This window comes from Neisseria sp. 27098_8_158 (genome assembly GCF_041433145.1).
GTDB classification, from domain to species: Bacteria; Pseudomonadota; Gammaproteobacteria; order Burkholderiales; family Neisseriaceae; genus Neisseria; species Neisseria subflava_E.
Map to the genome: position 1 here is coordinate 882,758 of NZ_JAPWAZ010000001.1, position 24,531 is coordinate 907,288.

Below are 24,531 nucleotides of genomic sequence, written 5' to 3' on the forward strand. Positions count from 1 at the left end.
CTCCAGGCTTTGAAAATGTAAATATCGGTTTGTAATTCGGTTATTCCGCATAAATCATTTAAAATAAGCAGTTATTTTGATTCTAAAAACGACACGGTATCCAATGAACGTTCAACGTCTTTCCCCTCTCTCCCTCAGCTTGATTACCGCCGCTGTTTTATCGGCGTGCGCCACCCAAAACACACCGACTGCTTCGAAAACCGAAACCGTCGTTCAGCCTAAATCTACTTCTATTCCTTCACGCCGCACCGACAGCGAGTCCAAAGTCCTGTCCGATTACAGCCAATACCAAAGCGCCATCGATGCCGCCAAACGCGGCGACGATGCTTGGGTACAACAATTTTTATCCCAAGCCAGCGACAGCGCAATGGCTGAAAATGTCCGCAACGAATGGCTGAAAACCTTGGGCGCGCGCGGCCAATGGGATTTGTTCCGTCAAGAATTTAGCAAATTGAACGCCGCCGGCGTCGCACAAGAAGTGCAATGTTATGCCGATTTGAGCAGCGGCAATTACAGCAAAGCCGCCGAGCTGGTTCGCGTCACCGGCAAACTGCCTGCCGGCTGTACCCGCTTGGTTGAAAGCGCGGCAGCTTCAGGCCGTCTGAACACCAACGACGCATGGCGTCGCGTGCGCGGCTTGTTGAGCAACAGTCAAACCACAGATGCACGCAACCTCGCCGCAGCATTGGGCAGCCCGTTTGAAGGTGGCGCGCAAGGTGCGACCGAATACAGCCTGTTGAGCGTGATCGGCAAAGATGCACGCAAATCCGCTTCTGCCGCCGCTACCCTGTCCGACATGGAATCAGGCCTCAGCCGCGAACAACGCAGCTTCGCATGGGGCGTATTGGGCCACTACCATGCACAAAGCCAAAATATGCCGACCGCTTTGAGCTACTACGGCCGCGTTTCCGACCGCAAGCAACTGACCGACGAACAATTGGAATGGTACGCACGCGCCGCTTTGCGCCTGCAACGTTGGGACGAATTGGCAAGCGTGATTCAGCATATGCCTGAAAAACTGCAAAAAGACCCGACATGGCAATATTGGCTGGGCCGCAGCTTTGTCGCACAAGGCAAAAGTAGCCAAGCCAAAGAAATGTACGAAAAAGCCGCCGCTTCCGGCCGCAATTTCTACGCCGTAATGGCAGGTGAAGAACTGGGCCGCCGCATCAATACGCGCAACAACGTTTCCGATGCCGATGCCAGAGACGTCCGCCGCATGAGCGAAGACGGTGCCATCAAACGCGCATTGGTTCTGTTTAAAAACAGCCAAAGCAACGGCGATTCCAAAATGCGCCGTCAGGCACAGGCGGAATGGCGTTTTGCCACCCGCGACTTCAACGAAGATAACCTGCTGACTGCCGCACAAGTTGCTTTTGACAACCAGTTCTACGACATGGCAATCAACAGCGCAGACCGTACCGACCACAAACTCAACTACAAACTGCGCTACCTCTCTCCGTTTAAAGACCTAACCGTCCACTATGCCGCACAGGCTGGTATTGACCCGGCATGGGTTTACGGTTTGATTCGCCAAGAAAGCCGCTTTGTCATGGGCGCACAATCCAGCGTCGGCGCACAAGGCCTGATGCAGGTCATGCCTGCGACCGCCCGCGAAATCGCCGGCAAAATCGGCATGAGCAGCAGCGAACTCTACACCATGGACGGCAACATCCGCATGGGTACTTGGTACATGGCAGATGCCAAACGCCGCCTGCAAAATAACGAAGTGATGGCCACCGCAGGCTACAATGCCGGCCCCGGCCGCGCCCGCAACTGGCAGGCTTCTTCGCCTTTGGAAGGTGCCATCTACGCCGAGACCATCCCATTCACCGAAACCCGCGACTACGTGAAAAAAGTCATGACCAACGCGACTTATTACGCGTCATTGTTCAATGAGCCGCAAACTTCGTTGAAACAACGTATGGGTACGGTTCCCGGCCGTTATTAATACCCGATAGGCCGTCTGAAAAGTGAGACAGAATCAAACGTTCAGACGGCCTACAACCTTGACAGACTATCGGGTTTATAAGATAATCGTCCGATTGTTTCTGACCGCAAAGGTCACTTGCACGGCAAAAGCCGACTTGTTAGGAGGTGATGTTTACATCACGGCGCGTATCCCGCCCTGCCCTAGGCAAACCAGCGATACAACAACTCCCCCATTATGACAAACCGTCCTCTATTTCTTAAAACGGTTTGATTGAACAAAATTTAAAGGAAATAAAATGCCTGCTATTCGTGTTAAAGAGAATGAACCATTTGAAGTTGCCATGCGTCGTTTCAAACGTGCCGTAGAAAAAACCGGTCTGTTGACCGAACTGCGCGCCCGTGAAGCGTACGAAAAACCAACTACCGAACGCAAACGCAAAAAAGCTGCTGCAGCCAAACGTCTGCAAAAACGTCTGCGCAGCCAACAACTGCCTCCTAAAATGTACTAATTACAGGCCTGCCCTGTGATAAACAACACACCGCAAGGGCAGCTTTGCGGTGTGTTTTGTTTTTCAGACGGCATCTTTTTATATAAAGTGAGAACATTATGAGCCTAAAAACACAATTAACCGAAGACATGAAAACCGCCATGCGTGCCAAAGACCAAGTGTCTTTAAGCACCATCCGCCTGATTAATGCCGCCATCAAACAATTTGAAGTAGATGAGCGCACTGAAGCCGATGACGCAAAAGTCATCTCTATCCTGACCAAAATGGTAAAACAGCGCAAAGACAGCGCCAAAATCTACACCGAAGCCGGTCGTCAAGATTTGGCTGACAAAGAAAATGCGGAAATCGAAATCCTCAACCGCTACCTGCCGCAAATGATGTCCGCAGAAGAAATCAAGACTGTCGTTGAAGCAGCCATTGCAGAAACCGGTGCATCAGGTATGGCAGATATGGGCAAAGTCATGGGCGTATTGAAGACCCGCCTGGCCGGAAAAGCCGACATGGGCGAAGTCAACAAGGTTTTGAAAACCGCATTGACTGCTTAATCCTCAATAATCAAAAAGGCCGTCTGAAATATTATTTTCAGACGGCCTTTCTTATTGTGCCAATCAAGCAGCAGTTACTTTACCTTCATGACGCAACAAAGTAATCAAATCGCTGATACGTTTTTTCATGGAACGGCGATCGACGATTTGGTCGATTGCGCCCTTCTCCAATAAGAATTCTGCACGTTGGAAACCTTCTGGCAGGGTTTCGCGTACAGTCTGCTCAATAACGCGCGGACCGGCAAAACCAATCAGCGCATTCGGTTCTGCCAAAACCACATCACCCAAGAAGGCAAAGCTGGCAGATACGCCGCCCATGGTCGGGTCAGTCAATACGGAAATAAACGGCAGACGTTTTTCAGTCAGCAAATGCAAAGCCGCGCTGGTCTTCGTCATCTGCATCAAAGAGTTAATCCCTTCCTGCATACGCGCACCACCGGAAGCCGCCACGCAAATAAACGAACAATTATCTGCAACGGCACGACGTACCCCCTGAACGAAACGCTCACCCACGACCGAACCCATAGAGCCGCCGATAAAACGGAATTCAAATGCAGCCACCACGACAGGCAGGCCGTTCATGGTGCCTTTCATAACGACTAAAGCATCGTCTTCGCCGGTTGCTTTACGCGCAGCCGCGAGGCGGTCGGGATATTTTTTGCTGTCTTTGAATTTCAGCGGGTCGGTCGGTTTAATATTGGCTGCAATCTCTTCACGGCCTTCTTCATCCAAAAGTAGATTCAAACGTTCGCGCGCAGAAAGCGGATTGTGGTGATTACATTTCGGGCAGACTTCGCTGTTTTGCTTCAACTCGGTTGAATAAACCGTTGCCGAACAAGACGGACATTTGTGCCACAGGCCTTCAGGGACGCTGGACGAACTGCTTCGGTTTTTAATTTTCGGAGGAAGAATTTTATCTAGCCAGCTCATGAATGACTCCTTGGAATTCAGAATTCAGACGGCCTGTTGAACGTAAGGCCGTCTGAAATAATGGAATAAAAAATATTAGCGAATCGCGTCTTTCAACTCTTTAACCAACACGCCTACCGCTTCGGCCTCGCTACCTGCGTGGCTTTCAATCTCTTTGACGATACGGCTGCCGACAATAACGGCATCCGCTACCGCACCAATTTTACGCGCACTCTCCGCATTATTGATGCCGAAGCCGACACCAATCGGAATATCGATGTATTTGCGCAAAAGCTCTATTTTACGCGAAACTTCTTCAGTATCCAAACTTGCAGCACCGGTTACACCTTTGAGCGATACATAATACACAAACCCGCCGGCTACTTTGGCAATCGTTTGAATACGCTCTTCAGTTGTTGTCGGCGCAATAAGGAAAATACAATCAATACCTTGCGCTTTCAAAGAGTCATGCAGCGGGGTAATGGTTTCTACCGGGGAATCTACAGTCAACACGCCATCTACGCCCGCGTCGGCAGCCGCTTGTGCAAACGCTTGATAACCCATTTTATGTACTGGGTTCAAATAGCCCATTAACACAATCGGCGTTTTATCATTGGTTTGGCGGAACAAACGTACTGTTTCCAATACGTCGTGCAAAGAAACATGATTTGCCAACGCCCTTTCGGCCGCACGCTGAATGGTCGGACCATCCGCCATAGGGTCAGAAAACGGCACACCCAGTTCCAAAATATCAGCACCATTAGCCACCAGGCTGTGCATCAATGCCAAGGTTGTCTCAAGGCTGGGATCACCCACCGTAATATAAGGAATCAGTGCTTTTGCGCCATTGAGCGCTGAGAAAGTTTGTTGGATTCTGCTCATTTTCTGCTATCCATTTCATCGATTTGAATGTTGTCCGTCAGCCTGTTTATTCTGCCGTTACATTTGTTTTAAAAACCTCAGTCTGCCATGAAAAGGCGGTATCTATCCGCATTATCTAATGACTGTTTCTTCCCAATCGGCAAACAAGAGGCTAAGTATAACATTTACGGCTATTTCATAGAATCATTTGCAATCAAGATTCTGATATTTTGAAAGCAATATAAAACAATAAAGGCCGTCTGAAAATCATTCAAACAGCCTTTATTAGAATCAATTATGCAAATCTTTGTATGCCTTCGCACTTTTGATCACAATTTTCTTATCGATTACAGCTCGACATGGTGGTTTTGTTGCTCAGAACCAAGATGACGCTCCAAATCAGACAAAATCTGCATCAGACCATGACGGACTTCTTCCGCATTGGCGGCAGGATTGCCGTTTGCATCCAAAGCGCCACGGCTGAACGTATCGATGTACGGTTCAAACGTATCTTTCAGTTTCAATAACTTAACTACATCTGAGCGCGTATATCGATCGCCACCGTATCCAATCACAACATTATTTTCATGTTGCCATTGAGCAAACTGAGCCGGGCTGATTTGCAACAATTGGCACATTTCATCCAACGTAAAATAACGCTTGGCAGGAATAACCGGATTATTGTTGTTTGTCATAGTAATGCTCCACCATGCCTTTGAGTTTTTGGCTGGCATGGAAAGTTACTACACGGCGTGCGGTAATCGGCACTTCTTCACCTGTTTTAGGGTTACGACCCGGGCGTTGAGGTTTGTCGCGCAATTGGAAATTGCCGAAACCGGAAATTTTAATTTCTTCGCCACGCGCCAAAGTGCTGCGAATTTCTTCAAAAAAGAGCTCGACGATTTCTTTGGCATCATTCTTGGTGACGTTGCTGACTTTGTCGACCAAAATATCAGCCAATTCTGCTTTAGTTAGTGTCATGTGTTTACCTTCATTCAAACTGGTGCAATTATTACCAAAATTCTTTTAAAAATCAAGTCTTCACCAAAAAATCAAATATTATTGGTGATTTTTGGCGACAACTTTTATCTTATGTTAAGCGCGAAGCTGTGCGTCTTTTTCGGCTGCCGCTTTAATCATTTTCGCAACCAAAGGCTCGATGACTTCATCTGTCAGCGTGTTTTCCATATCTTGCAAAATGATTTTGACGGCAACGCTCTTCATGCCTTCAGGCACGCCCGTACCGCGGTAAACGTCAAACACGCTGATTTCTTGAACCAGCTTGTTCGCCGCCGCTTTCAGGGCATTTAACAAATCATCATGCGTTACAGCTTCAGGCATTACAAATGCCAAATCTCGGCGCGCAGGTTGGAATTTGGAGACGGACTGATAACGGGTTTTCTCACGACCCAATACCGCATCCATATCGATTTCAAACACCAGCGGCGCTTGTGGCAAATCATATTTTTGCAGCCATTTCGGATGCAACTCGCCAACAAAACCAACTACTTGGCCGTCTGAAACGATATTGGCGGCACGACCAGGATGCAATGCCGGATGTTCGGTCTTCACAAAGGATACTTCCTTGTTTTTCAAAAGACTCTCAACATCAGCTTTCATATCGTAAAAATCTACGTTGCGTGTTTTCTCGCTCCATTGCTCAGGCAACACGGAGCCATACCACAAACCGCCGATACGTTCGTTTTGAACAAATTGATCAGCCGAATCTTTGCTGAACACGCGGGCAATTTCAAACACGCGTACACGGTTTTGCTTACGGTTCAAATTATTTTGTAAAACTTCCACCAAACCGCCGATAAGCGTAGAACGCATGACGGCATACTGCGCCGCCAACGGATTTTGCAGGCGGATAGGATTGGTATTGGCAGCAAAGTCTTGCTCCCATTGCTCATCCACAAACGCATAGCTGACCACTTCGCGGTAACCGCGAGCCGCCATTTCGTTATAAACCGCAAAACGCGGGCGTTTGGTTTCAGGCAATGCCAACATTTTCAGACGGCCTGAAGTATAGTCGTCGGGAATATTTTCATAACCGTAAACGCGGCCGATTTCTTCAATCAAATCGGCTTCGATCTCGATATCGAAACGGAAGCTAGGAGAAGTGACACGGAAGCCTTCTTCGGTTTTCTCAGGCTGCAAACCCAAGTGTTGCAAGATAATTTCAACTTGCTCGGCAGGGATTTCAACGCCCAATACCGTTTTCAGACGGCCTAAACGCAATTCAACCTGTTTTGCCTCAGGCAATTTTCCTTGTGCCTCAACCATTTCACCGGCCGCGCCACCACAAATCTGCAACACCAATTCGGTAGCACGCTCAATGGCATCAGCTTGCAAGCGGTAATCCACTCCACGTTCAAAACGGAAAGAAGAATCCGAACCAAAACCGTATTGACGGGATTTACCGGCAATAATCTCCGGAGCAAACCAAGCAGCTTCCAACACAATATTTTGTGTCTCATCAGAAACCGCGCTTGCTTCGCCGCCCATCAAGCCGGCCAAGCTCAACGCACCTTTTTCATCAGCAACCACCAGTGTATTGTCAGCCAAAGTAACCGTCTTCTCGTTCAGACACGCCAAAGTCTCGCCATTTTGAGCACGGCGGACAATCAAACTGCCTGACAGCTTGTCAGCATCGAAAACATGCATAGGCTGACCGATTTCCAGCATCACATAGTTACCAATGTCCACCAATGCGGAAATGCTGCGGATACCGCTGCGTTCCAAACGTTGTTTCATCCAATCGGGAGTAGCCGCTTTCGCATTGACATTTTCAATAATGCGGCTGATAAAACGGCCGCAGTCGGCCGGTGCATCAATACGGACAGCCTGTTTTTTCTCACTGCCGATAGAGGCCGTCTGAATTTCAACAGGTGTAAACGCACATTGAGTCAAGGCAGAAACCTCACGCGCGATACCCTTAACACTCAAGCAATCAGCGCGGTTAGGCGTAATTTTCAACGTAAACAGCGTATCGTCCAAATCCAAGTATTCGCGGATATTGGTACCGACAGGCGCATCTTCAGGCAGAATGTGCAGACCGTCCACACCATCATCAGGCAAACCCAGTTCATTGGTCGAACACAGCATACCGTTTGATGGTACGCCGCGCATTTTAGTCGGCTTAATTTTGAAATTGCCCGGCAAAACGGCACCCGGCAGCGAACACGGCACTTTAATGCCCGGCTTGACATTCGGCGCACCACAAACAATCTGAACCAACTCGCCCGTACCGGCATCAACTTGGGTAACGTTCAAACGGTCTGCATCAGGATGTTTCTCAACGGATTTTACTTCGGCAACAACCACGCCACTGAAAGCAGGGGCGGCAGTATCGATTTCTTCCACTTCCAAACCGGCCATGGTCAAAAGATGTTCCAGTTTATCGGCAGAAAGATCAGGATTGGCTTGGGTTTTCAGCCATGAATAAGGAAATTGCATATTATTTTCTCTACTATCAGGCCGTCTGAAACAAATTTTTATCAGACGAAATCAGTAATATCTATTCACTTTTTCAGACGGCCTATCAAAAGACCATCTGAAATTTATTTAAACTGCTTCAAGAAGTTCAAATCGTTATCGAAGAACAAGCGCAGGTCATTGACGTTGTAGCGCAACATGGCAAAGCGGTCGAGACCGATACCGAAAGCGAAACCTGTATATTTTTCAGAGTTGATATTGACATTTTTCAATACGTTAGGATGTACCATACCGCAACCGCCGACTTCCAACCATTTGCCGTTTTCGCCCATGATGTCGATTTCGGCAGAAGGCTCGGTGAACGGGAAGAAAGACGGACGGAAACGTACTTGCAAGTCATCGCGTTCAAAGAAGCGACGGATAAAGTCAGTAAACACTGCTTTCAAATCGGCAAAAGTGACACCCTCTTCCACCCACAAACCTTCGGCCTGATGGAACATAGGCGAGTGAGTGGCATCACTGTCCACACGGTAAACGCGGCCGGGAGCAATAATGCGGATAGGCGGCTCTTTTTTGTCGAGCATATAGCGGATTTGAATAGGCGAAGTGTGTGTACGTAAAACGTCGCCGTTTTCAACGTAGAAGGTATCTTGCATTGCACGCGCAGGGTGATTTGCAGGAATATTCAAGGCTTGGAAATTGTGGAAATCGTCTTCAATTTCAGGGCCGTCCGCCACTTCGAAACCCATACCGTGAAACAGCTCAACCACACGTTGCAAAGTTAAAGTAACTGGATGCAAACCACCATGCTCTTGTGCACGGCCCGGCAAAGTAATATCCAAGGCTTCTGCAGCCAATTGGGCTTGCAGCTTGGCTTCATTCAGGGCATCGCGTTTGGCATTAAAGGCCGTCTGAAACTGATTTTTGCATTCGTTGATGTGCGCGCCTATGGTTTTACGCTCTTCAGGAGACATTTGACCCAAAGTTTTCAAAAGTCCGGTCAATTCGCCGGTTTTACCAAGATAGCGTGCTTTAATTTGTTCTAAGGCATTGAAGTCTTGCGCGGCTTCAATAGCGGCAATACCTTCTGTAACGATACGGTTTACATTTTCCATAGTAGTTTATCGTCTGTTTGTTGATGGCAGGCCGTCTGAAACAACAAAGCCGTCTGTTGGGTTTGATTGCAAACCTGTTCAGACGGCCTTTTGTATTAGTGCGGCCAATCCGTTTGATAAGAGGGGCCTATTTTATCGCAAATCAGTATAAAAAAATAGAGTTTAAAGAAAGAAAATCAACTACATAGAGTTTCTTCCAAAAAAGAAAAAAGGAAGCATAAGCTTCCTTTTTAAATAATCTTATCGAATTAAGCAGCCAAAGCAGCTTTAGCTTTTTCAACCAATTGTGCAAATGCAGCTTTGTCGAATACAGCCAAATCAGCCAATACTTTGCGGTCGATTTCGATAGCAGCGCGTTTCAGGCCGTTCATGAATTTGCTGTAAGACAGACCATTTTCACGGGCACCTGCATTGATACGAACGATCCACAGTTGACGGAATTGACGTTTGCGTTGGCGACGGTCACGGTATGCGTATTGACCGGCTTTCATTACCGCTTGTTTGGCAACACGGTAAACGTTTTTACGACGACCGCGGTAGCCTTTGGCTAACGCGAAGACTTTTTGGTGACGAGCACGAGCGGTAACACCGCGTTTTACGCGTGGCATATTCTAAACTCCTTAAGCGTAGGGCAACATTTTAGCAACAGAAGCCAAATCGCGTGAATCCACCATAGCGGTGCCGCGCAATTGACGTTTAGTTTTAGTGGTTTTTTTGGTCAGGATGTGACTTTTGAACGCATGACCGCGTTTTACACCACCGTTACCCAGTACTTTAAAGCGTTTTTTCGCGCTAGACTTGGTTTTCATTTTAGGCATTGGAAAACTCCATTCGTTATTAGATAAGGTATAAGGGGGTTTTGAAATAAATTTCAAACTCTTGAAACCCAAAATACCACGGTTTTTGCCGCTAATTAAACCTTATTTCGAGCGGCAATCGAAATAAGCCTCGGATTATAGCTTTATTTTTTCTTAGGCGCAATCATCATCACCATTTGACGACCTTCCATTTTAGGGAAGGACTCGATTTGCGCTACTTCTGCCAAATCTTCTTTTACGCGCTCAAGCAGTTGGGCACCCAATTGTTGGTGGGCCATTTCACGACCGCGGAAACGCAATGTTACTTTGACTTTGTCACCATCGGCAAGGAAGCGGTTGATGTTGCGCATCTTGATTTGATAGTCGCCTTCATCTGTACCCGGACGGAATTTAATTTCCTTAATTTGTACCTGCTTTTGGTTTTTCTTGGCTTCGTCGCGCTTCTTGGCTTGTTGGTATTTGTATTTACCGTAATCCATCAGTTTGCATACAGGCGGTTTGGCAGTCGGGGAAATTTCTACCAAATCGACATCTTGCTCTTCGGCCATAGCCAGAGCTTCACGAACTGAAACGACACCAAGCTGATCGCCTGACTCACTGATTAATCGCACTTCTTTGGCGGTAATTTCACCATTGATTCGTGCTTCGCGTTCTTGAGCGATGATGAATACTCCTATAAAAATTAATGATTGACGAGGGCGTCAGTGATTTCTTGCTGCAATTGCGCAATAAAATCATCTACATTCAAAGAACCCAAGTCTTCTGCTTTGCGGCGTACCGCAACTTTGTTTTCTTGTTTCTCTTTATCACCGACAACGATTTGATAAGGGAAACGGTATTGGCTGTTGTCGCGGATTTTGTAACCGATTTTTTCGTTACGCAAATCCAATTCGACACGGAAGCCTGCAGCCTGCAATTTGGCAGCCACTTCGCGACAATAATCTGCTTGGTTTTCAGTGATATTCATAATCACCATTTGAACCGGCGCAAGCCACAATGGGAATGAACCTGCATGGTTTTCAATCAGAATACCGATGAAGCGCTCCAACGAACCCAAAATAGCACGGTGCAACATTACAGGACGCGCACGGTCGTTGTTTTCAGTTACATATTCGGCATTTAAACGTTCTGGCAATACGAAGTCCAATTGCAGGGTACCGCACTGCCAAGAGCGACCCAAGGCATCTTTAACATGGTATTCAATCTTAGGACCATAGAATGCGCCTTCGCCAGGCAATTCTTCCCACTCCACGCCGCAAGCGGTCAATGCATCACGCAGACCTTGTTCGGCCTTATCCCAAACTTCGTCAGAACCTGCACGTTGTTCAGGACGGAGGGACAACTTCACAGCAACATCATGGAAGCCGAATTGTTTATAAATGCGAACCAGCAATTCATTGAATGCACGTGCTTCATCAACGATTTGATCTTCGGTACAGAAGATGTGCGCATCATCCTGCACAAAACCGCGAACACGCATCAGACCATGCAATGCACCGCTTGGTTCATTGCGGTGGCAAGAACCGAACTCAGCCAAACGCATTGGCAAATCGCGATATGAGCGCAAGCCGTTATTGAAAATTTGCACATGACCCGGACAGTTCATCGGTTTAACCGCGTATTCGCGTTTTTCGGAACTGGTCACGAACATATTGTCTTTATAGTTTTCCCAGTGGCCGGATTTTTCCCAGAAGGTTTTATCCATAATCTGAGGCGTTTTCACCTCTTTATAACCGGCAGCATTCAACTCTTTGCGCATATGCTGCTCAATCACCTGCCACAAAGCCCAGCCTTTAGGATGCCAGAACACCATACCCGGCGCTTCATCTTGCAGGTGGAACAAATCCAATTGTTTACCCAGCTTACGGTGGTCGCGTTTTTCTGCTTCCTCGATGCGTTGGATATAGGCTTTCAATTCGTCTTTACTTGCCCAAGCCGTACCGTAAATACGTTGCAACATTTCATTATTGCTGTCGCCGCGCCAGTATGCGCCTGCCAGTTTGGTCAGCTTGAAGTTTTTCAAGAAACGGGTATTGGGAACGTGAGGACCGCGGCACATATCGACGTATTCCTGATGATGATACATACCCATTGCTTCCACTTCAGGCATGTCTTCAATCAGACGCAATTTGTACTCTTCGCCGCGATCTTGGAAAATTTTGATGGTTTCTGCACGGGGCGTCATCACTTTAATGACGTCATAGTCTTGTGCAATCAATTCTTTCATGCGCGCCTCGATAGCGGCCACATCATCAGGCGTAAATGGTTTTTCAGTTGCGATATCATAATAGAACCCGTCTTCAATCACCGGGCCGATAACCATTTTTGCATCTGGGTAGAGCTGCTTGACCGCATGACCGACCAAGTGCGCGCAGGAGTGGCGGATAATTTCCACGCCTTCTTTGTCTTTAGGCGTAATGATTTGAACGTGGGCATCTTCGGTAATCGGATCGCAAGCATCCACCAATTTACCGTTAACCTTGCCCGCTACCGTTGCCTTTGCCAGACCTGCACCGATAGACGCTGCAATTTGCGCCACGGTAACGGGTGATTCATATTGGCGGACCGAACCGTCCGGCAAGGTAATGTTCAACATCAGAAAGCTCCAAAACATTAAAAAATAACGGCATAAAGCCGTTATGGAAATTTGGTAGGCACAATTGGACTCGAACCAACGACCCCCACCATGTCAAGGTGGTGCTCTAACCAACTGAGCTATGTGCCTTCATCTAAGTCGCTTATTGTAACGAAGCGTGTTCCCTTTTGCAAGCATCTGTAAATACTTTTCAGACGGCCTGAATATTTTTGTTTGATTTATACCTCATTTTTTATTTCCTCCATTATTCAGGCCGTCTGAAGCATTGCTTTGACAAAGATAAAATCCAGCCGTCAACCAACGAAAAATCCTTTATAATCTGCCCTTTCATTTCGCACACACGCGAACGTCCAATCTATTATTACTATGCTTAAATTTACCTTACACAAGAAAGACGGTCATGCCCGACGCGGCACTTTGGAACTGAACCACGGCAAAATCGAAACGCCGGTATTTATGCCTGTCGGCACTTACGGTTCGGTCAAAGCAATGAACCCGCAAAACCTGCATGACATCAAAGCACAAATCATTTTAGGCAACACTTACCATCTGTGGCTACGCCCCGGTTTGGAAGTCATCGAACAATTCGGCGGCCTGCACGAATTTATCGGCTGGGATAAGCCGATTTTGACCGACTCGGGCGGTTTCCAAGTATTCTCGTTGTCCGACATGCGCAAGCTGACCGAAGAAGGCTGCACATTCCAAAGCCCGATCAACGGCGACAAACTGTTCCTCTCACCCGAAGTGTCGATGAAAATCCAAACCGTGTTGAATTCCGACATCGTGATGCAGTTGGACGAATGCACCCCTGGAGAAGCAACGCACAGCCAAGCGCAAAAATCGCTGCAAATGAGCCTGCGCTGGGCGGAACGAAGCAAAAAGGCTTTTGAAGACCTGAAAAACCCGAATGCGCTGTTTGGCATTGTACAAGGCGCGATGCATGAAGATTTGCGCGAAGAGTCGCTGAAAGGCTTGGAAGAGCTCGATTTCCCCGGCTTGGCCATCGGCGGCTTGTCTGTTGGCGAACCTAAGCCCGAAATGTACCGTATGTTGCGCGCCGTCGGCCCTATCCTGCCGGAACACAAACCTCATTATTTAATGGGCGTCGGTACGCCTGAAGACTTAGTGTACGGCGTGGCACACGGCGTGGATATGTTCGACTGCGTCATGCCTACCCGCAATGCGCGTAACGGCTGGCTGTTTACCCGTTTTGGCGATTTGAAAATCAAAAACGCCAAACACAAACTCGACAAGCGTCCGATTGACGAAAGCTGCACCTGCTACGCCTGTCAGAATTTCAGCCGCTCCTACCTGCACCATCTGCACCGTGTCGGCGAAATCTTGGGCGCACAACTCAACACCATACACAATCTGCACTTCTACCAAGTCATCATGGCCGAAATGCGCGAAGCCATCGAACAAGGCAAATTTGCCGATTGGCAGGCGCAATTCCATGAAAACCGCGCCCGTGGTGTGGATTAATCCTTTTAAAGGCCGTCTGAAATCAGGTTTTAATTCAAACTGCTTTTCAGACGGCCTCAATATTCTTCATTAATAAAGCACAATCATGTCCCGTTTCCATACCGAACCTCCCTTAGCCTACACCGCACAAAACCGTACCGCCGTCCTACTGCTCAACCTCGGCACGCCTGACGCGCCCACTGCTGCCGCAGTCAAGCCTTACTTGAAAGAATTCCTGTCCGATCAACGTGTTGTCGAACTGCCCAAGCTCTTATGGCAACCGATATTGCGCGGCTTGGTATTGACTTTTCGCCCAAAAAAAAGCGCGCATGCCTATGAAAAAGTTTGGTTTAAAGAAGGTTCACCGCTTGAGGTTTACACACGCCGCCAAGCAGAAGCCCTGGCCAAACATTTGCCCGATGTCATCGTCCGTCATGCCATGACTTACGGCAACCCAAGCGTTGCCGATGTTTTGGCGGAACTCAAAGCCCAAGGCGTGGGCAAATTGCTGGTCATTCCGCTCTATCCGCAATATGCCGGTTCTTCTACCGGCGCGGCTTTGGATAAAGTATTTCAAGAGTTATTGCTGCAACGCAACCAAATGAGCGTCCGCACCGTCTCCCGTTATTACGACGATGCCGCCTATATTCAAGCCATGAAGCAGCATATTGAAGCCTATTGGGCCCAAAACGGACGCGGCGAAAAACTAATGTTGAGCTTCCACGGCATTCCGCAAAAGCATCACGACGACGGCGACCCTTATCCTGACGAGTGCCACCACACCGCCAAACTGTTGGCGCAGGCATTGGGCTTGTCCGAACAAGAATACATCGTTTCTTTCCAAAGCCAGTTTGGCAAATCCCAATGGATCAAGCCCAGCACGCAAGCCCTGTTTGATCAGCTGCCGAAACAAGGCACAACCAAACTCGACGTATTCTGCCCCGGCTTCCTGGCCGATTGCCTTGAAACCATGGAAGAAATCGCCATTATGGGACGCGAACAATTCCACGCCGCAGGCGGCAAAGAATACCGTTACATCCCCTGCCTCAACGATTCCGCCGACTGGATTGCCGCACTTGCACAATTAAGTCGGGCCAATCTGCAAGGCTGGATTTGACCTAAACCAAAGGCCGTCTGAAAAATCCACTTTCAGACGGCCTTTAGCGTTATCATCAAGTTATTCAAACGCAAACCAAGCGTGTAGCCATCAAAAATACTACTCAAAAAGGAACACATCATGACTGCACTCCGCCCTATCCTGCTCCTTCTGACCGCACTCAGCATCCCAACCGCTTTTGCCACCGATGCCACGCTGATGAGCAAAGGACAAAAGATTTACGAAACCAACTGCGCCGCCTGCCACGGCAAAAAAGGTGAAGGCCGGGGTGCCATGTTCCCGCCTTTATTCCAGTCCAACTATATCAATAAAAAACCGCAAGTGCTGTTGCAAAGTATGACCAAAGGCATCAACGGCCCAATTAAAGTGAACGGCAAATCCTACAACGGCTTCATGCCTTCTACCGCCATCAACGATGCCGATGTCGCCGCCGTTGCCACTTACATCATGAACGCCTTCAATAATGGCGGCGGTACGATTACTGAAGCAGATGTCAAAAAATCTCACGGGAAAAAATAAAACGTCTCTCCCCTAAGGGCCGTCTGAATATTTCAGACGGCCTTTTCGATATGGAACACATTTTTGTTTCTACATTTATAGTTACGCAATATCAACAAACATACGCAAAAAACCGTCAAATCAAAAAAAGCATATGCGTTTTGTGTTAAAGTAAACATTATTTAGCGGCTGTTTTGCGTCCAGGCCGTCTGAAAGGTTTTATGTTATGAACTTTTTCCGCAAGACTGTTTTATTTCTAGTCGTCCTCTCCATATTTGCCGCCTGCGGCTCCTTTATTTCCCAATACGTTTTGGGCATGAACCCGTGCGTATTGTGCATCCTGCAACGCTTGTGCGTATTGGCTGTCGGGCTGTTGGCCATTGTTACAGCATTCAGTTCTCAATCTTCCAAATTTGCCCGCTCGCTCTCGGCATTGTTGATTGCCGCTCCGGCCGTTTACGGCGCAGGTGTCGCCGCCTATCAAATTTGGCTGCAAAGCCTGCCGCCCGGCACCGCCCCTTCTTGTGGCGCACCTTGGACTTTCCGCCTGCGCGACTGGCCTTTGTTCGATTGGTTTGAACCCATCGTCCGCGGCTTTGGCAACTGCGCCGAGCCGGACTATCTATTCGGCGTCGCCCTGCCGGTTTGGAGTATTTTGTATTTCAGCTTCGTGGTATTGCTGCTACTTTGGGCTTGGTTGAAAACCAGAAAAATCTGATTGGTTTCGATATAAAAAGGCCGTCTGAAATTTCAGACGGCCTTTTGTTCTTTAAACTGTTTAGTCCAGATTCAACACGGCAGAAGTGTAAACGTCTTGTACGTCGTCCAAATCTTCCAATGCGTCAATCAGTTTTTGCATCTTAACCGCATCTTCGCCGCTCAGCTCGGTTTCGTTTTGGGCGCGCATGGTAACGTCACCGTCAACAGATTTGTAGCCTGCGGCTTCCAATGCCGCTTTCACGCCTGCCCAGTCGTTCGGCGCGGTAATCACTTCGATGGAACCGTCGTCGTTGGTGATGACGTCTTCCGCACCGGCTTCCAAAGCCGCTTCCATCAGCGCATCTTCGTCAACACCTGGTTCAAACACCAAATAGCCTTGATGAACGAAGTTGAACGCTACGCAGCCGTCGGTACCCAAGTTACCGCCGTTTTTAGTGAACGCATGGCGCACATCGGCAACGGTACGGGTTTTGTTGTCGGTCAGACAGTCCACCATCAAAGCTGCGCCGCCAATACCGTAGCCTTCGTAACGCAACTCGATGTATTCCACGCCTTCCAGATTGCCCGTACCTTTATCGATGGCACGTTGCACGTTGTCTTTAGGCATATTGTTTTCAGCAGCTTTTTCCAAAGCCAGGCGCAGGCGCGGGTTTGCGCCGGGGTCGCCGCCGCCCATGCGGGCAGCAACGGTAATTTCTTTAATCAGACGGGTAAAGATTTTGCCGCGTTTGGCATCTTGTCGGGCTTTTTTGTGTTGGATATTTGCCCACTTACTATGGCCTGCCATATTGATTCCTTTCGTTTTTTCACGCGTTGAGGCGGAATTTGCTTCATTTGTAAGGCGTGCATTTTATCATAAGTTGCCTTTACCCAAAATATTCAGACGGCCCAAACATTTGCAAAAACAGGCCGTCTAAAACAAAAAAACCTTTTTTAAATAAAGAAGCACATTTGCAGCAACCCTTTGTCAGTTTTTCGTTTTAATTCACGAAGGTTTACGGTATGATGACAAAACCGGTCAAAATTGTTAACAACTTAACCAGTATCGAATGGCAAAACGGCCTGCTCGCCGATGTTGCCAAACGCGAAAAATGAGTGGGAGTAGTTACCCGTATCATTTTATTTTTATTGTTTTTATTAAAGGTTTTATTATGGAAGAAATATTGTCTGCTCTGGTGGGTGCAGTCAATCTGGTTCTTTGGGACTACCTGCTGATTTATGCCTTAATCGGCATCGGCCTGTTTTTTACCCTGTACTTGGGCGCACCGCAAATTACCAAATTAGGGACGGGTTTCAAATCCGTTTTCGGCGGCTTGTTCAGTAAAAAAGACAAAGACCACGAAGGCAAATCCCTGTCTCAATTTCAAGCGCTTGCCGTAGCGATTTCCGCGCAAATCGGTACCGGTAACGTTGCCGGTGTAGCCACTGCAATTACCGCCGGTGGCCCGGGTGCCATTTTTTGGATGTGGTTGTCTGCCATTTTGGGCATGTCTACCATTTTTGCAGAAGCCGTTTTGGCGCAAAAATACCGCGTGGTCAGCCACGGCAAATACATCGGCGGCCCTGCGTTTTACATTACGCACGGCCTGACCCCAAAAATCGGCCGTGGTGCGGCGCGTTTCCTGTCCGGCTTTTTCTCCATCGCCTTGATTATCGCGCTGGGCTTCATCGGTAACGCGACCCAATCCAACTCCATCGCTTCGGCCATGAATTTGGCTTTCAATATTCCGCCGATGGCAGTCGGCATTGCTTTGGCGGTATTCGCCGGCCTGATCATCATCGGCGGCATCAACCGCATTGCCGGTATCGCGCAATTTGTCGTGCCGTTTATGGCGGTAATTTACATCTTGTGTGCCGTGATTATCTTGTTCAAATTCTCCGACCACATCATCCCGATGTTCCACAGTATCTTTGTCGCCGCCTTCAATCCTGAAGCGGTATTGGGTGGTGCGGCCGGTATCGGTATGCGCGAGGCAGTCCGCTTCGGCGTGGCACGCGGCCTGTTTTCCAATGAAGCCGGTATGGGTTCGACCCCGCACGCTCATGCGACCGCCAACGTCAAACACCCTGTGCAACAAGGTATGGCCGCGTTTATCGGTATCTTTATCGATACGCTGATGGTCTGCACGGCAACCGCGTTGATTATCCTGCTGACCGACGCCAACTTGTCCGGCGAAACCGGCGCGGCAGTTACCCAACTGGCTTTTAACAAAGCCTTCCCGGGTTTCGGTTCGCAACTGCTCGCCGTCTGTCTGACCTTCTTCGCCTTTACCACCATCATCGGCTGGTACTACTTCGGTGAATCCAATATCCGCTTCCTGTTCCGCGGCAAACACTTGGGCATCTACCGCGCACTGGTTTTGGTGGCCATCGTATTGGGTACATTGGGCAAAGTGGATTTGGTTTGGAGTATGTCCGATATGTTCAACGGCTTTATGGTCTTGCCGAACTTAATCGCCCTCTTCCTGCTGCGTAAGGAAATCCGTGCGGTTTACGACGATTATCTGGCGCAAACCAAAGCCGGCAAAGAGCTGACCTACAACTATGAATTCCACGAATTCCACGACAAAAACCCAGGTTAACGACAAACAAAAACCTCTCAGTCAAACTGAGAGGTTTTTTATTTCAGGCCGTCTGAAACTACAACACATAAAAATAAATGCTGATAAATTGCGTCAAACTGCCTGCCAAGACAAACAAGTGCCAGATACCGTGGCCGTGGCGGATTTTCGTATCGTTGATAAACCAATAAATCCCCACGCTATACAATACGCCGCCCAACACCAGCCAAAACAACCCGCCGGCCGAAAGCGACTGTATCAGCGGCCACACCGCCACCACAATCAGCCAGCCCATCAACACATAAATCACCATCGACAGCAGCCGCTTCTCGCTTTTGCGCCCAATCGTCAGCTCCTGAACAATGCCCAGCAAAGCCAATCCCCAAGACACGCCGAAAAGTGACCAGCCCCAGCCGCCCTGAAGGGTAATCAGCGTAAACGGCGTATAGCTGCCTGCAATCAAAAGATAAATCATGCAATGATCGACTTTTTGCAAAATCGCCTTGGCTTTCGGCTGCGGAATGCTGTGGTATAAGGTTGAGCCCAAATACAGAAGCAGCAGGCAGACTCCGTAAGTCAGTGCACCGGCAATCCGATAGCCGTCCGCCGATTCCACCGCTTTCACCAGCATCAGCACCAAGGCCGCCACTGCCAATAAGAAACCGGCCAAATGGCTGTACGCATTAAATCTCTCGCCGTGATACATAAACCATTCTCATTTATGAAATGACCAAAGTGTACGCGAAGACAGGCGCTTCGTCAGAGAAATCAGGTTAAAAATAAGTTAAAGCGTAGAGGCCGTCTGAAAAACACGGCCTTGCAATATAACAAAAACATCTTTGCAACAAACAAACCATTCTTTCCCTTTTTCAGACGGCCTCACTAAAGTATCGACTATCGCCAAGATTGCAAAGAGAGAAAAAATGTCCATCCAAAACCACCACCTCGACTGGCTCGAAGCCGAGTCTATCTATATCATCCGCGAAGTGATTGCCAACGCCCAAAACCCGGCCCTGCTGTTTTCCGGCGGTAAAGACTCCGTCGTATTGCTGGCGCTTGCCGTCAAAGCCTTCCAAATCGAAGGCCGCCCGCTGAAACTGCCGTTCAAACTTCTGCACGTCGATACCGGCCACAACTATCCCGAAGTCATCCGGTTCCGCGACGACACGGTCGCACGCACCGGCGTACAACTTGTGGTCGGTAGCGTAGAAGAGTCCATCCGCAAAGGTAGCGTCGTCTTGCGCCGCGAAACCGATTCGCGCAACGCCGCCCAAGCCGTTACACTGGTTGAAACCATCGAAGAACAAGGCTTTGATGCGCTGATGGGCGGCGCGCGCCGCGATGAAGAAAAAGCGCGTGCCAAAGAACGCATCTTCTCTTTCCGCGACGAGTTCGGCCAATGGGATCCTAAAAACCAGCGTCCTGAATTATGGTCGCTCTACAATACGCGCCTGTTCCAAGGCGAAAACATGCGCGTTTTCCCGATTTCCAACTGGACGGAATTGGACATCTGGCAATACATCGCACGCGAAAAACTCGCCCTGCCGCCGATTTATTACACCCATAAGCGCGAAGTTGTCGAACGCAACGGCCTGCTCGTTCCCGTTACCCCGTTAACCCCCAAACGCGAAGGCGAAGTTGCCCAAATCCGCGATGTCCGCTTCCGTACCGTCGGCGATATTTCCTGCACCTGCCCGGTCGCCAGCACCGCCGCCACGCCCGAAGACATCATTGCCGAAACCGCCGCCGCGACCATTTCCGAACGAAGTGCCACACGCATGGACGACCGCGTATCGGAAGCGGCAATGGAAGAGCGCAAAAAACAAGGCTATTTCTAAACCGGTTTTCCAGACGGCCCATATATATTTCAAACCCGAACAACACGGCAAAGCCATCCGCCCCTGCCGTGTTGTTTGCTTTATTATTCTTGCAAATATCATTTAACAACAAAAGCTTAATTAAAAATCCTTACCAAGCGACAAACAATAAAACATAAACAAACATGGTATAATGAACGCTTACAGGCAGAGATTTAGACAAAAGTCTCAGGCCGTCTGAAGGAGGAAAAACATGAATCGACGCGTTTATATCGTACATGGCTTTGAAGGCAATCCGCACGGCAACTGGTTTGACTGGCTTTGCGCCCAAGTCAAAAGCACCGGCGCACAAGCAATCTCCCTCGCCATGCCCAATCCCGACAAACCAAGCACGACCGCGTGGCAGTTTACCCTTGACCAGCACATCGGCAAGCCCGATGCCCATACCTTCCTAGTCGGCCACAGCCTCGGTTGCATTACCCTCCTTCACTTCCTCAGCCGCCAACAGCCGCAAAAAATCGGCGGTCTGCTGCTTGCCGCAGGTTTTGCCGATACGTTGTCTCCCCTGCCCGCACTCGATGCCTACATTAAAGCAGCGTCCCCCGATTTCGACATCCTGCGCAAAATCGACATGCCCAAACACTGTCTGGTTTCCGACAACGACACCCATGTTCCGCCCGAACTGACTTTGGACATGGCGGCCAAACTCAAAAGCCCTGTTACCCATATTCCCGAAGGCGGCCATTTGATGGCTTCGGACGGCTTTACCCAACTGCCGCAGGCTTGGGAAGCGTTGAAACCCATGTTGACCGAATAAACACACAATATAATCCGATTTTCAGACGGCCTAGTGAGCCTCCCTTCCCCATAACAGGCCGTCTGAACGACAATAAAAAACAACCTGTCCTTTCAAGCAGGTTGTTTTTTATTGTCTCCTTGACGGCAAATTTAATATTGCACCGTCCATTCGATCTCGCCGCCGGCCCTCATCGGTACAAGCTCGCCATCGCCGTAAGGTACGCTGGCAGGTACGGTTTGCGTTTGTTTGAGCAATGTGATGGTATCGGAATTTTCAGGCAGACCGTAGAAACGCGGGCCGTTTTTAGAAGCAAAGGCTTCCAGTTTGTCCAACGCGCCAGCTTTCTCAAACACTTCGGCATAAAGCTCGATGGCGGTCATCGCGCTGAACATACCGGCGCAACCGCAAGCATTTTCTTTGGCAGTTTTGGCATGTGGCGCAGAGTCCGTGCCGAGAAAGAATTTGTGCGCCTTATCGCCGGTAACGGCGGCAACCAAAGCCTGACGGTGGGTTTCACGTTTGAGTACAGGCAGGCAGAAATGATGAGGACGCACGCCGCCGACCAAAAGGTCATTGCGGTTGAGCAGCAAGTGTTGCGGCGTCACGGACGCAGCCACATTATCGCCGGCTTCCAATACCAGTCGGGCTGCTTCGGCAGTAGTGATGTGTTCAAACACGACTTTAAGATTCGGCACTTGCGCCAAAACCGGCTTCATCACACGCTCGATAAAGGCGGCCTCGCGGTCGAAAATATCAATTTCAGCATCGGTCACTTCGCCGTGAACCAAGAACAAAATACCCTGTTTCGCCATTTCTTCCAACACGGGAATCAGCTTAAACAAGTCGGTCACGCCGGAATCGGAATTGGTGGTCGCGCCTGCTGGATAGAGTTTGAAAGCCACGATACCGGCAGCCTTGGCTTCGCGCACGAGTTCGGGAGTGGCGTTGTCGGTCAAATAAAGCGTCATCAACGGCTGGAAGGCGCTGCCTTCAGGCAGGGCGGCCATAATGCGCTCTTTATATGCTTGAGCATCGGCAACGCTGACAACGGGCGGCTTCAGGTTGGGCATGATAACCGCACGGCCCATTTGTCGGGCGGTGTACGGGGCAACGGCTTTGAGCGCGTCACCGTCGCGCAGGTGTAAGTGCATATCGTCGGGGCGGATGATGGTCAAGGTTTGCATAGCTTACTTTCGAGTGGTTTGGTTTGATAATGTTTCAGACGGCCTTTATTCGGCGGTAACAGTTTCTATTAATTTGATGTTTCAATCGTCAGCCGGTCTAAGGTAAAACAGCGGCCTTATTGTCGTAAGAATGATGGGTCAAATAAAAAACAGCCTGTACCGGAAAATGCTCGGACGACGTTGTTTTGACGGTCAGCAAGGTTTCTTTCGGACTGCCGGACGCGCGCCATGCGTAGGAAATCTGACGCATAGGCAACGGGGTTTCTGCCAAATTATCGGCACGCAACTCAGCGTTCAAACCTTGCGGCGGATTTTCTGCCAAAGCCAAAAATTGTTTGAAAATCAGATGGTCGTCAGCTTTAGCCGTACGCACGCTACAACTGTCTTCAGTCAGGCTCAAATAATAATCTGCTCCGTTTTCCGTTTTCTTCCAAATGCTTAATGCCTCCAAATCCATCATTCCGGCAGGCAAATCGGCAATATCTTTTTTCGACAATAAAACCAGTTTGTTGGCATTGGCAAACTCGCCGACAAGGGCGGTATCGCCGTCTGCGGCCACGCAGCTTTGGCGGAACAAGTCGGTTACATTTTGGGCATAATCGGCAGCGTTCTGCGGCGAAACGCCTTCATTGCCGCATGCACTGAGGCAGACGGCCAATACAGCGGCAGACAACGCGACGGCTTTAGACATTTCAGACGGCCTTTATTTGTGTTTCAACACCAGCTTGAACACGCCGTCGGCCTCGCTCGATTCCAACAAAACATGTCCGGTCTGACGGCAAAACGCTTCAAAATCGCCGGGCGCGCCGCCATCGGTGGCCAATACGGTCAGCATTTCGCCCTCCTGCATTTGCGCCAAAGCTTTTTTGGCACGCAAAATCGGCAGCGGGCATTTCAAACCGATGACATCCAGAGTTTGTGTATTCATGATGAAACTCGTCATATTAATCAGAATTAACGTCAATTATACCGCACTTACTTGCACCCCACCCTGCAAGCCCATAAAATAAAGCCGTTTTTCACTTTGGAGCTGTCTATGCGCCGTTTTGCCCTTCTCGCTCTCAGCCTTGCCGCGACTCAAGCATTTGCTTTGGGTTTCAGCCAAAAGGATACGCTGACCAACACGCGTTATCAGGAAAGCCCTGAAGAAGTTGCCGCACGCGAGTTTAAAGAACACAAAGCCGAGTTGCCGTCCCTGCCCGATACCCAATCGGGCGATTGGTTCGACCTCTATGTCAACGAAACCTACGGCAAGCAGCCCCAAATCCTGCTCAGCAGCCTGCAAATCATGCCTGCGCCTGACAACAGCATCCGCTACGTCTTGAACGTGCGCTCCGACAAAGGCTACGACAACCTCTCCGTCGAAGGCCTCTATTGCGCCCGAACGTCCTTTACTTACAGCAACGACAAGCGTTCGTCTTACAAAGTATTCGCTTACGGCGACACAGTAAACCACCGCTGGATCGAGCCGCGCAAAGGCGATTGGAAGCTGATCGGCAATGCGTTCAGCCGCAACGATGCCCTGCACACTGCCCTGTATCAGGCATTCTGTATCGACGGTATGCCGACAACGGTCGAAGGCTTGGTACAACGTTTGAAAGAACGCGGCGGCCGTCACGGTACAACGCTGACCAACCACGACAAATAAACC

General features: G+C 49.2%; 26 protein-coding genes and 1 tRNA gene. 11 read left to right on the forward strand and 16 right to left on the reverse strand.

The features are described from left to right. Positions 1-103 precede the first annotated feature (103 nt). The 3 genes from O3681_RS04285 to O3681_RS04295 all read left to right on the forward strand — a co-directional run bounded on the left by O3681_RS04285 (position 104) and on the right by O3681_RS04295 (position 2,986). The gene (locus tag O3681_RS04285; RefSeq protein WP_371459363.1) at positions 104-1,951 is read left to right on the forward strand and encodes a transglycosylase SLT domain-containing protein; all 1,848 of its coding nucleotides are present in this window, start codon (positions 104-106) and stop codon (positions 1,949-1,951) included. 277 nt (positions 1,952-2,228) lie between these two features. Then, on the forward strand, positions 2,229-2,441 hold the full coding sequence (gene rpsU, locus O3681_RS04290; RefSeq protein WP_003680926.1) for a 30S ribosomal protein S21: 213 nt from the start codon (positions 2,229-2,231) through the stop codon (positions 2,439-2,441). Between the two features lie 98 nt (positions 2,442-2,539). After that, complete coding sequence (locus O3681_RS04295; RefSeq protein WP_371459364.1) at positions 2,540-2,986, forward strand: GatB/YqeY domain-containing protein; 447 nt, start codon at positions 2,540-2,542, stop codon at positions 2,984-2,986. Positions 2,987-3,049: 63 nt separating this feature from the next. On the opposite strand, the gene accD is transcribed toward O3681_RS04295, so the two are convergent. From accD to O3681_RS04350, 11 genes are all read right to left on the reverse strand, one after another. Further along, positions 3,050-3,916 (reverse strand): acetyl-CoA carboxylase, carboxyltransferase subunit beta, encoded by an 867-nt coding sequence (accD, locus tag O3681_RS04300; protein ID WP_049331298.1) that lies wholly within the window; start codon positions 3,914-3,916, stop codon positions 3,050-3,052. Between the two features lie 75 nt (positions 3,917-3,991). Then, a complete protein-coding gene (gene trpA, locus O3681_RS04305; protein ID WP_128580875.1) occupies positions 3,992-4,777 on the reverse strand; it encodes a tryptophan synthase subunit alpha in 786 nt (261 codons plus the stop codon). Positions 4,778-5,103: 326 nt separating this feature from the next. Next, the gene (locus O3681_RS04310; protein ID WP_070645014.1) at positions 5,104-5,451 is read right to left on the reverse strand and encodes a hypothetical protein; all 348 of its coding nucleotides are present in this window, start codon (positions 5,449-5,451) and stop codon (positions 5,104-5,106) included. Next, positions 5,435-5,737, reverse strand: coding sequence for an integration host factor subunit alpha (locus O3681_RS04315; protein WP_003680933.1), 303 nt, complete (start codon positions 5,735-5,737; stop codon positions 5,435-5,437). Before O3681_RS04315 ends, O3681_RS04310 begins: the two co-directional genes overlap by 17 nt. Before the next feature lie 114 nt (positions 5,738-5,851). Continuing rightward, complete coding sequence (gene pheT / locus O3681_RS04320; RefSeq protein WP_371459365.1) at positions 5,852-8,215, reverse strand: phenylalanine--tRNA ligase subunit beta; 2,364 nt, start codon at positions 8,213-8,215, stop codon at positions 5,852-5,854. A gap of 104 nt (positions 8,216-8,319) precedes the next feature. After that, on the reverse strand, positions 8,320-9,309 hold the full coding sequence (gene pheS / locus O3681_RS04325; protein ID WP_371459366.1) for a phenylalanine--tRNA ligase subunit alpha: 990 nt from the start codon (positions 9,307-9,309) through the stop codon (positions 8,320-8,322). Between the two features lie 248 nt (positions 9,310-9,557). Beyond that, a complete protein-coding gene (rplT, locus tag O3681_RS04330) occupies positions 9,558-9,917 on the reverse strand; it encodes a 50S ribosomal protein L20 (protein ID WP_003675502.1) in 360 nt (119 codons plus the stop codon). Positions 9,918-9,929: 12 nt separating this feature from the next. Then, complete coding sequence (gene rpmI, locus O3681_RS04335; RefSeq protein WP_003675505.1) at positions 9,930-10,127, reverse strand: 50S ribosomal protein L35; 198 nt, start codon at positions 10,125-10,127, stop codon at positions 9,930-9,932. A gap of 143 nt (positions 10,128-10,270) precedes the next feature. Further along, on the reverse strand, positions 10,271-10,792 hold the full coding sequence (gene infC / locus O3681_RS04340) for a translation initiation factor IF-3 (protein ID WP_079453755.1): 522 nt from the start codon (positions 10,790-10,792) through the stop codon (positions 10,271-10,273). 17 nt (positions 10,793-10,809) lie between these two features. Beyond that, positions 10,810-12,723 (reverse strand): threonine--tRNA ligase, encoded by a 1,914-nt coding sequence (thrS, locus tag O3681_RS04345; RefSeq protein WP_070838676.1) that lies wholly within the window; start codon positions 12,721-12,723, stop codon positions 10,810-10,812. Between the two features lie 52 nt (positions 12,724-12,775). Next, a tRNA-Val gene (locus O3681_RS04350) sits at positions 12,776-12,852 on the reverse strand. A 237-nt stretch (positions 12,853-13,089) separates the two neighbouring features. Here O3681_RS04350 and tgt point away from each other — a divergent pair. The 4 genes from tgt (at position 13,090) to O3681_RS04370 (ending at position 16,517) form a co-directional block, all read left to right on the forward strand. Continuing rightward, a complete protein-coding gene (gene tgt, locus O3681_RS04355; RefSeq protein WP_371459367.1) occupies positions 13,090-14,205 on the forward strand; it encodes a tRNA guanosine(34) transglycosylase Tgt in 1,116 nt (371 codons plus the stop codon). A gap of 85 nt (positions 14,206-14,290) precedes the next feature. After that, positions 14,291-15,301 (forward strand): ferrochelatase, encoded by a 1,011-nt coding sequence (gene hemH, locus O3681_RS04360; RefSeq protein ID WP_371459368.1) that lies wholly within the window; start codon positions 14,291-14,293, stop codon positions 15,299-15,301. A gap of 120 nt (positions 15,302-15,421) precedes the next feature. Beyond that, a complete protein-coding gene (locus O3681_RS04365) occupies positions 15,422-15,820 on the forward strand; it encodes a cytochrome c (RefSeq protein ID WP_371459369.1) in 399 nt (132 codons plus the stop codon). 205 nt (positions 15,821-16,025) lie between these two features. Further along, positions 16,026-16,517 carry a disulfide bond formation protein B gene (locus O3681_RS04370; RefSeq protein WP_039864291.1) on the forward strand — a complete coding sequence of 164 codons (492 nt, stop codon included), beginning with the start codon at positions 16,026-16,028 and terminating at the stop codon, positions 16,515-16,517. Positions 16,518-16,577: 60 nt separating this feature from the next. Here the strand turns inward: O3681_RS04370 and O3681_RS04375 are convergent, their stop codons facing one another. Further along, entirely contained in the window at positions 16,578-17,306 is a 729-nt protein-coding gene (locus O3681_RS04375; RefSeq protein WP_003745951.1) for a YebC/PmpR family DNA-binding transcriptional regulator, read from the reverse strand. Between the two features lie 364 nt (positions 17,307-17,670). On the opposite strand from O3681_RS04375, the gene O3681_RS04380 reads away from it, so the two are divergent. Then, a complete protein-coding gene (locus O3681_RS04380; protein ID WP_371459370.1) occupies positions 17,671-19,101 on the forward strand; it encodes an alanine/glycine:cation symporter family protein in 1,431 nt (476 codons plus the stop codon). Between the two features lie 58 nt (positions 19,102-19,159). On the opposite strand, the gene O3681_RS04385 is transcribed toward O3681_RS04380, so the two are convergent. Then, positions 19,160-19,786, reverse strand: coding sequence for a hemolysin III family protein (locus tag O3681_RS04385; RefSeq protein WP_049350640.1), 627 nt, complete (start codon positions 19,784-19,786; stop codon positions 19,160-19,162). A 199-nt stretch (positions 19,787-19,985) separates the two neighbouring features. Between O3681_RS04385 and cysD the strand changes: the two genes are divergently transcribed. Together cysD and O3681_RS04395 are read left to right on the forward strand one after the other, a co-directional pair. Continuing rightward, positions 19,986-20,918, forward strand: a complete 933-nt coding sequence (cysD, locus tag O3681_RS04390) for a sulfate adenylyltransferase subunit CysD (protein ID WP_107723672.1) — start codon at positions 19,986-19,988, stop codon at positions 20,916-20,918. A gap of 232 nt (positions 20,919-21,150) precedes the next feature. Beyond that, positions 21,151-21,714 carry an RBBP9/YdeN family alpha/beta hydrolase gene (locus tag O3681_RS04395; protein WP_371459371.1) on the forward strand — a complete coding sequence of 188 codons (564 nt, stop codon included), beginning with the start codon at positions 21,151-21,153 and terminating at the stop codon, positions 21,712-21,714. Positions 21,715-21,845: 131 nt separating this feature from the next. Here O3681_RS04395 and pyrC read toward each other — a convergent pair whose 3' ends face one another. The 3 genes from pyrC to O3681_RS04410 form a co-directional block, all read right to left on the reverse strand. Further along, positions 21,846-22,880, reverse strand: a complete 1,035-nt coding sequence (gene pyrC, locus O3681_RS04400) for a dihydroorotase (protein WP_371459372.1) — start codon at positions 22,878-22,880, stop codon at positions 21,846-21,848. Between the two features lie 97 nt (positions 22,881-22,977). Continuing rightward, positions 22,978-23,571, reverse strand: coding sequence for a hypothetical protein (locus O3681_RS04405; RefSeq protein ID WP_371459373.1), 594 nt, complete (start codon positions 23,569-23,571; stop codon positions 22,978-22,980). Between the two features lie 12 nt (positions 23,572-23,583). Beyond that, complete coding sequence (locus tag O3681_RS04410) at positions 23,584-23,808, reverse strand: sulfurtransferase TusA family protein (protein ID WP_371459374.1); 225 nt, start codon at positions 23,806-23,808, stop codon at positions 23,584-23,586. 108 nt (positions 23,809-23,916) lie between these two features. Here O3681_RS04410 and O3681_RS04415 point away from each other — a divergent pair, with 108 nt between their 5' ends. Continuing rightward, positions 23,917-24,528 (forward strand): CNP1-like family protein, encoded by a 612-nt coding sequence (locus tag O3681_RS04415; RefSeq protein ID WP_371459475.1) that lies wholly within the window; start codon positions 23,917-23,919, stop codon positions 24,526-24,528. The last annotated feature ends 3 nt before the right edge of the window (positions 24,529-24,531 follow it).

What these genes read in the sequence shown, in the direction of transcription:
- O3681_RS04370 (WP_039864291.1), top strand. Translation starts at nt 16,026, where the DNA reads ATGAACTTTTTCCGCAAGACTGTTTTATTTCTAGTCGTCCTCTCCATA.
- O3681_RS04410 (WP_371459374.1), bottom strand. Translation starts at nt 23,808, where the DNA reads ATGAATACACAAACTCTGGATGTCATCGGTTTGAAATGCCCGCTGCCG.
- pheS (WP_371459366.1), bottom strand. Translation starts at nt 9,309, where the DNA reads ATGGAAAATGTAAACCGTATCGTTACAGAAGGTATTGCCGCTATTGAA.
- pyrC (WP_371459372.1), bottom strand. Translation starts at nt 22,880, where the DNA reads ATGCAAACCTTGACCATCATCCGCCCCGACGATATGCACTTACACCTG.
- O3681_RS04375 (WP_003745951.1), bottom strand. Translation starts at nt 17,306, where the DNA reads ATGGCAGGCCATAGTAAGTGGGCAAATATCCAACACAAAAAAGCCCGA.
- rpsU (WP_003680926.1), top strand. Translation starts at nt 2,229, where the DNA reads ATGCCTGCTATTCGTGTTAAAGAGAATGAACCATTTGAAGTTGCCATG.
- rplT (WP_003675502.1), bottom strand. Translation starts at nt 9,917, where the DNA reads ATGCCACGCGTAAAACGCGGTGTTACCGCTCGTGCTCGTCACCAAAAA.
- O3681_RS04380 (WP_371459370.1), top strand. Translation starts at nt 17,671, where the DNA reads ATGGAAGAAATATTGTCTGCTCTGGTGGGTGCAGTCAATCTGGTTCTT.
- thrS (WP_070838676.1), bottom strand. Translation starts at nt 12,723, where the DNA reads ATGTTGAACATTACCTTGCCGGACGGTTCGGTCCGCCAATATGAATCA.
- O3681_RS04415 (WP_371459475.1), top strand. Translation starts at nt 23,917, where the DNA reads ATGCGCCGTTTTGCCCTTCTCGCTCTCAGCCTTGCCGCGACTCAAGCA.
- accD (WP_049331298.1), bottom strand. Translation starts at nt 3,916, where the DNA reads ATGAGCTGGCTAGATAAAATTCTTCCTCCGAAAATTAAAAACCGAAGC.
- O3681_RS04285 (WP_371459363.1), top strand. Translation starts at nt 104, where the DNA reads ATGAACGTTCAACGTCTTTCCCCTCTCTCCCTCAGCTTGATTACCGCC.
- O3681_RS04405 (WP_371459373.1), bottom strand. Translation starts at nt 23,571, where the DNA reads ATGTCTAAAGCCGTCGCGTTGTCTGCCGCTGTATTGGCCGTCTGCCTC.
- pheT (WP_371459365.1), bottom strand. Translation starts at nt 8,215, where the DNA reads ATGCAATTTCCTTATTCATGGCTGAAAACCCAAGCCAATCCTGATCTT.
- tgt (WP_371459367.1), top strand. Translation starts at nt 13,090, where the DNA reads ATGCTTAAATTTACCTTACACAAGAAAGACGGTCATGCCCGACGCGGC.
- O3681_RS04315 (WP_003680933.1), bottom strand. Translation starts at nt 5,737, where the DNA reads ATGACACTAACTAAAGCAGAATTGGCTGATATTTTGGTCGACAAAGTC.
- O3681_RS04365 (WP_371459369.1), top strand. Translation starts at nt 15,422, where the DNA reads ATGACTGCACTCCGCCCTATCCTGCTCCTTCTGACCGCACTCAGCATC.
- O3681_RS04385 (WP_049350640.1), bottom strand. Translation starts at nt 19,786, where the DNA reads ATGTATCACGGCGAGAGATTTAATGCGTACAGCCATTTGGCCGGTTTC.
- trpA (WP_128580875.1), bottom strand. Translation starts at nt 4,777, where the DNA reads ATGAGCAGAATCCAACAAACTTTCTCAGCGCTCAATGGCGCAAAAGCA.
- O3681_RS04295 (WP_371459364.1), top strand. Translation starts at nt 2,540, where the DNA reads ATGAGCCTAAAAACACAATTAACCGAAGACATGAAAACCGCCATGCGT.
- rpmI (WP_003675505.1), bottom strand. Translation starts at nt 10,127, where the DNA reads ATGCCTAAAATGAAAACCAAGTCTAGCGCGAAAAAACGCTTTAAAGTA.
- O3681_RS04310 (WP_070645014.1), bottom strand. Translation starts at nt 5,451, where the DNA reads ATGACAAACAACAATAATCCGGTTATTCCTGCCAAGCGTTATTTTACG.
- hemH (WP_371459368.1), top strand. Translation starts at nt 14,291, where the DNA reads ATGTCCCGTTTCCATACCGAACCTCCCTTAGCCTACACCGCACAAAAC.
- O3681_RS04395 (WP_371459371.1), top strand. Translation starts at nt 21,151, where the DNA reads ATGAATCGACGCGTTTATATCGTACATGGCTTTGAAGGCAATCCGCAC.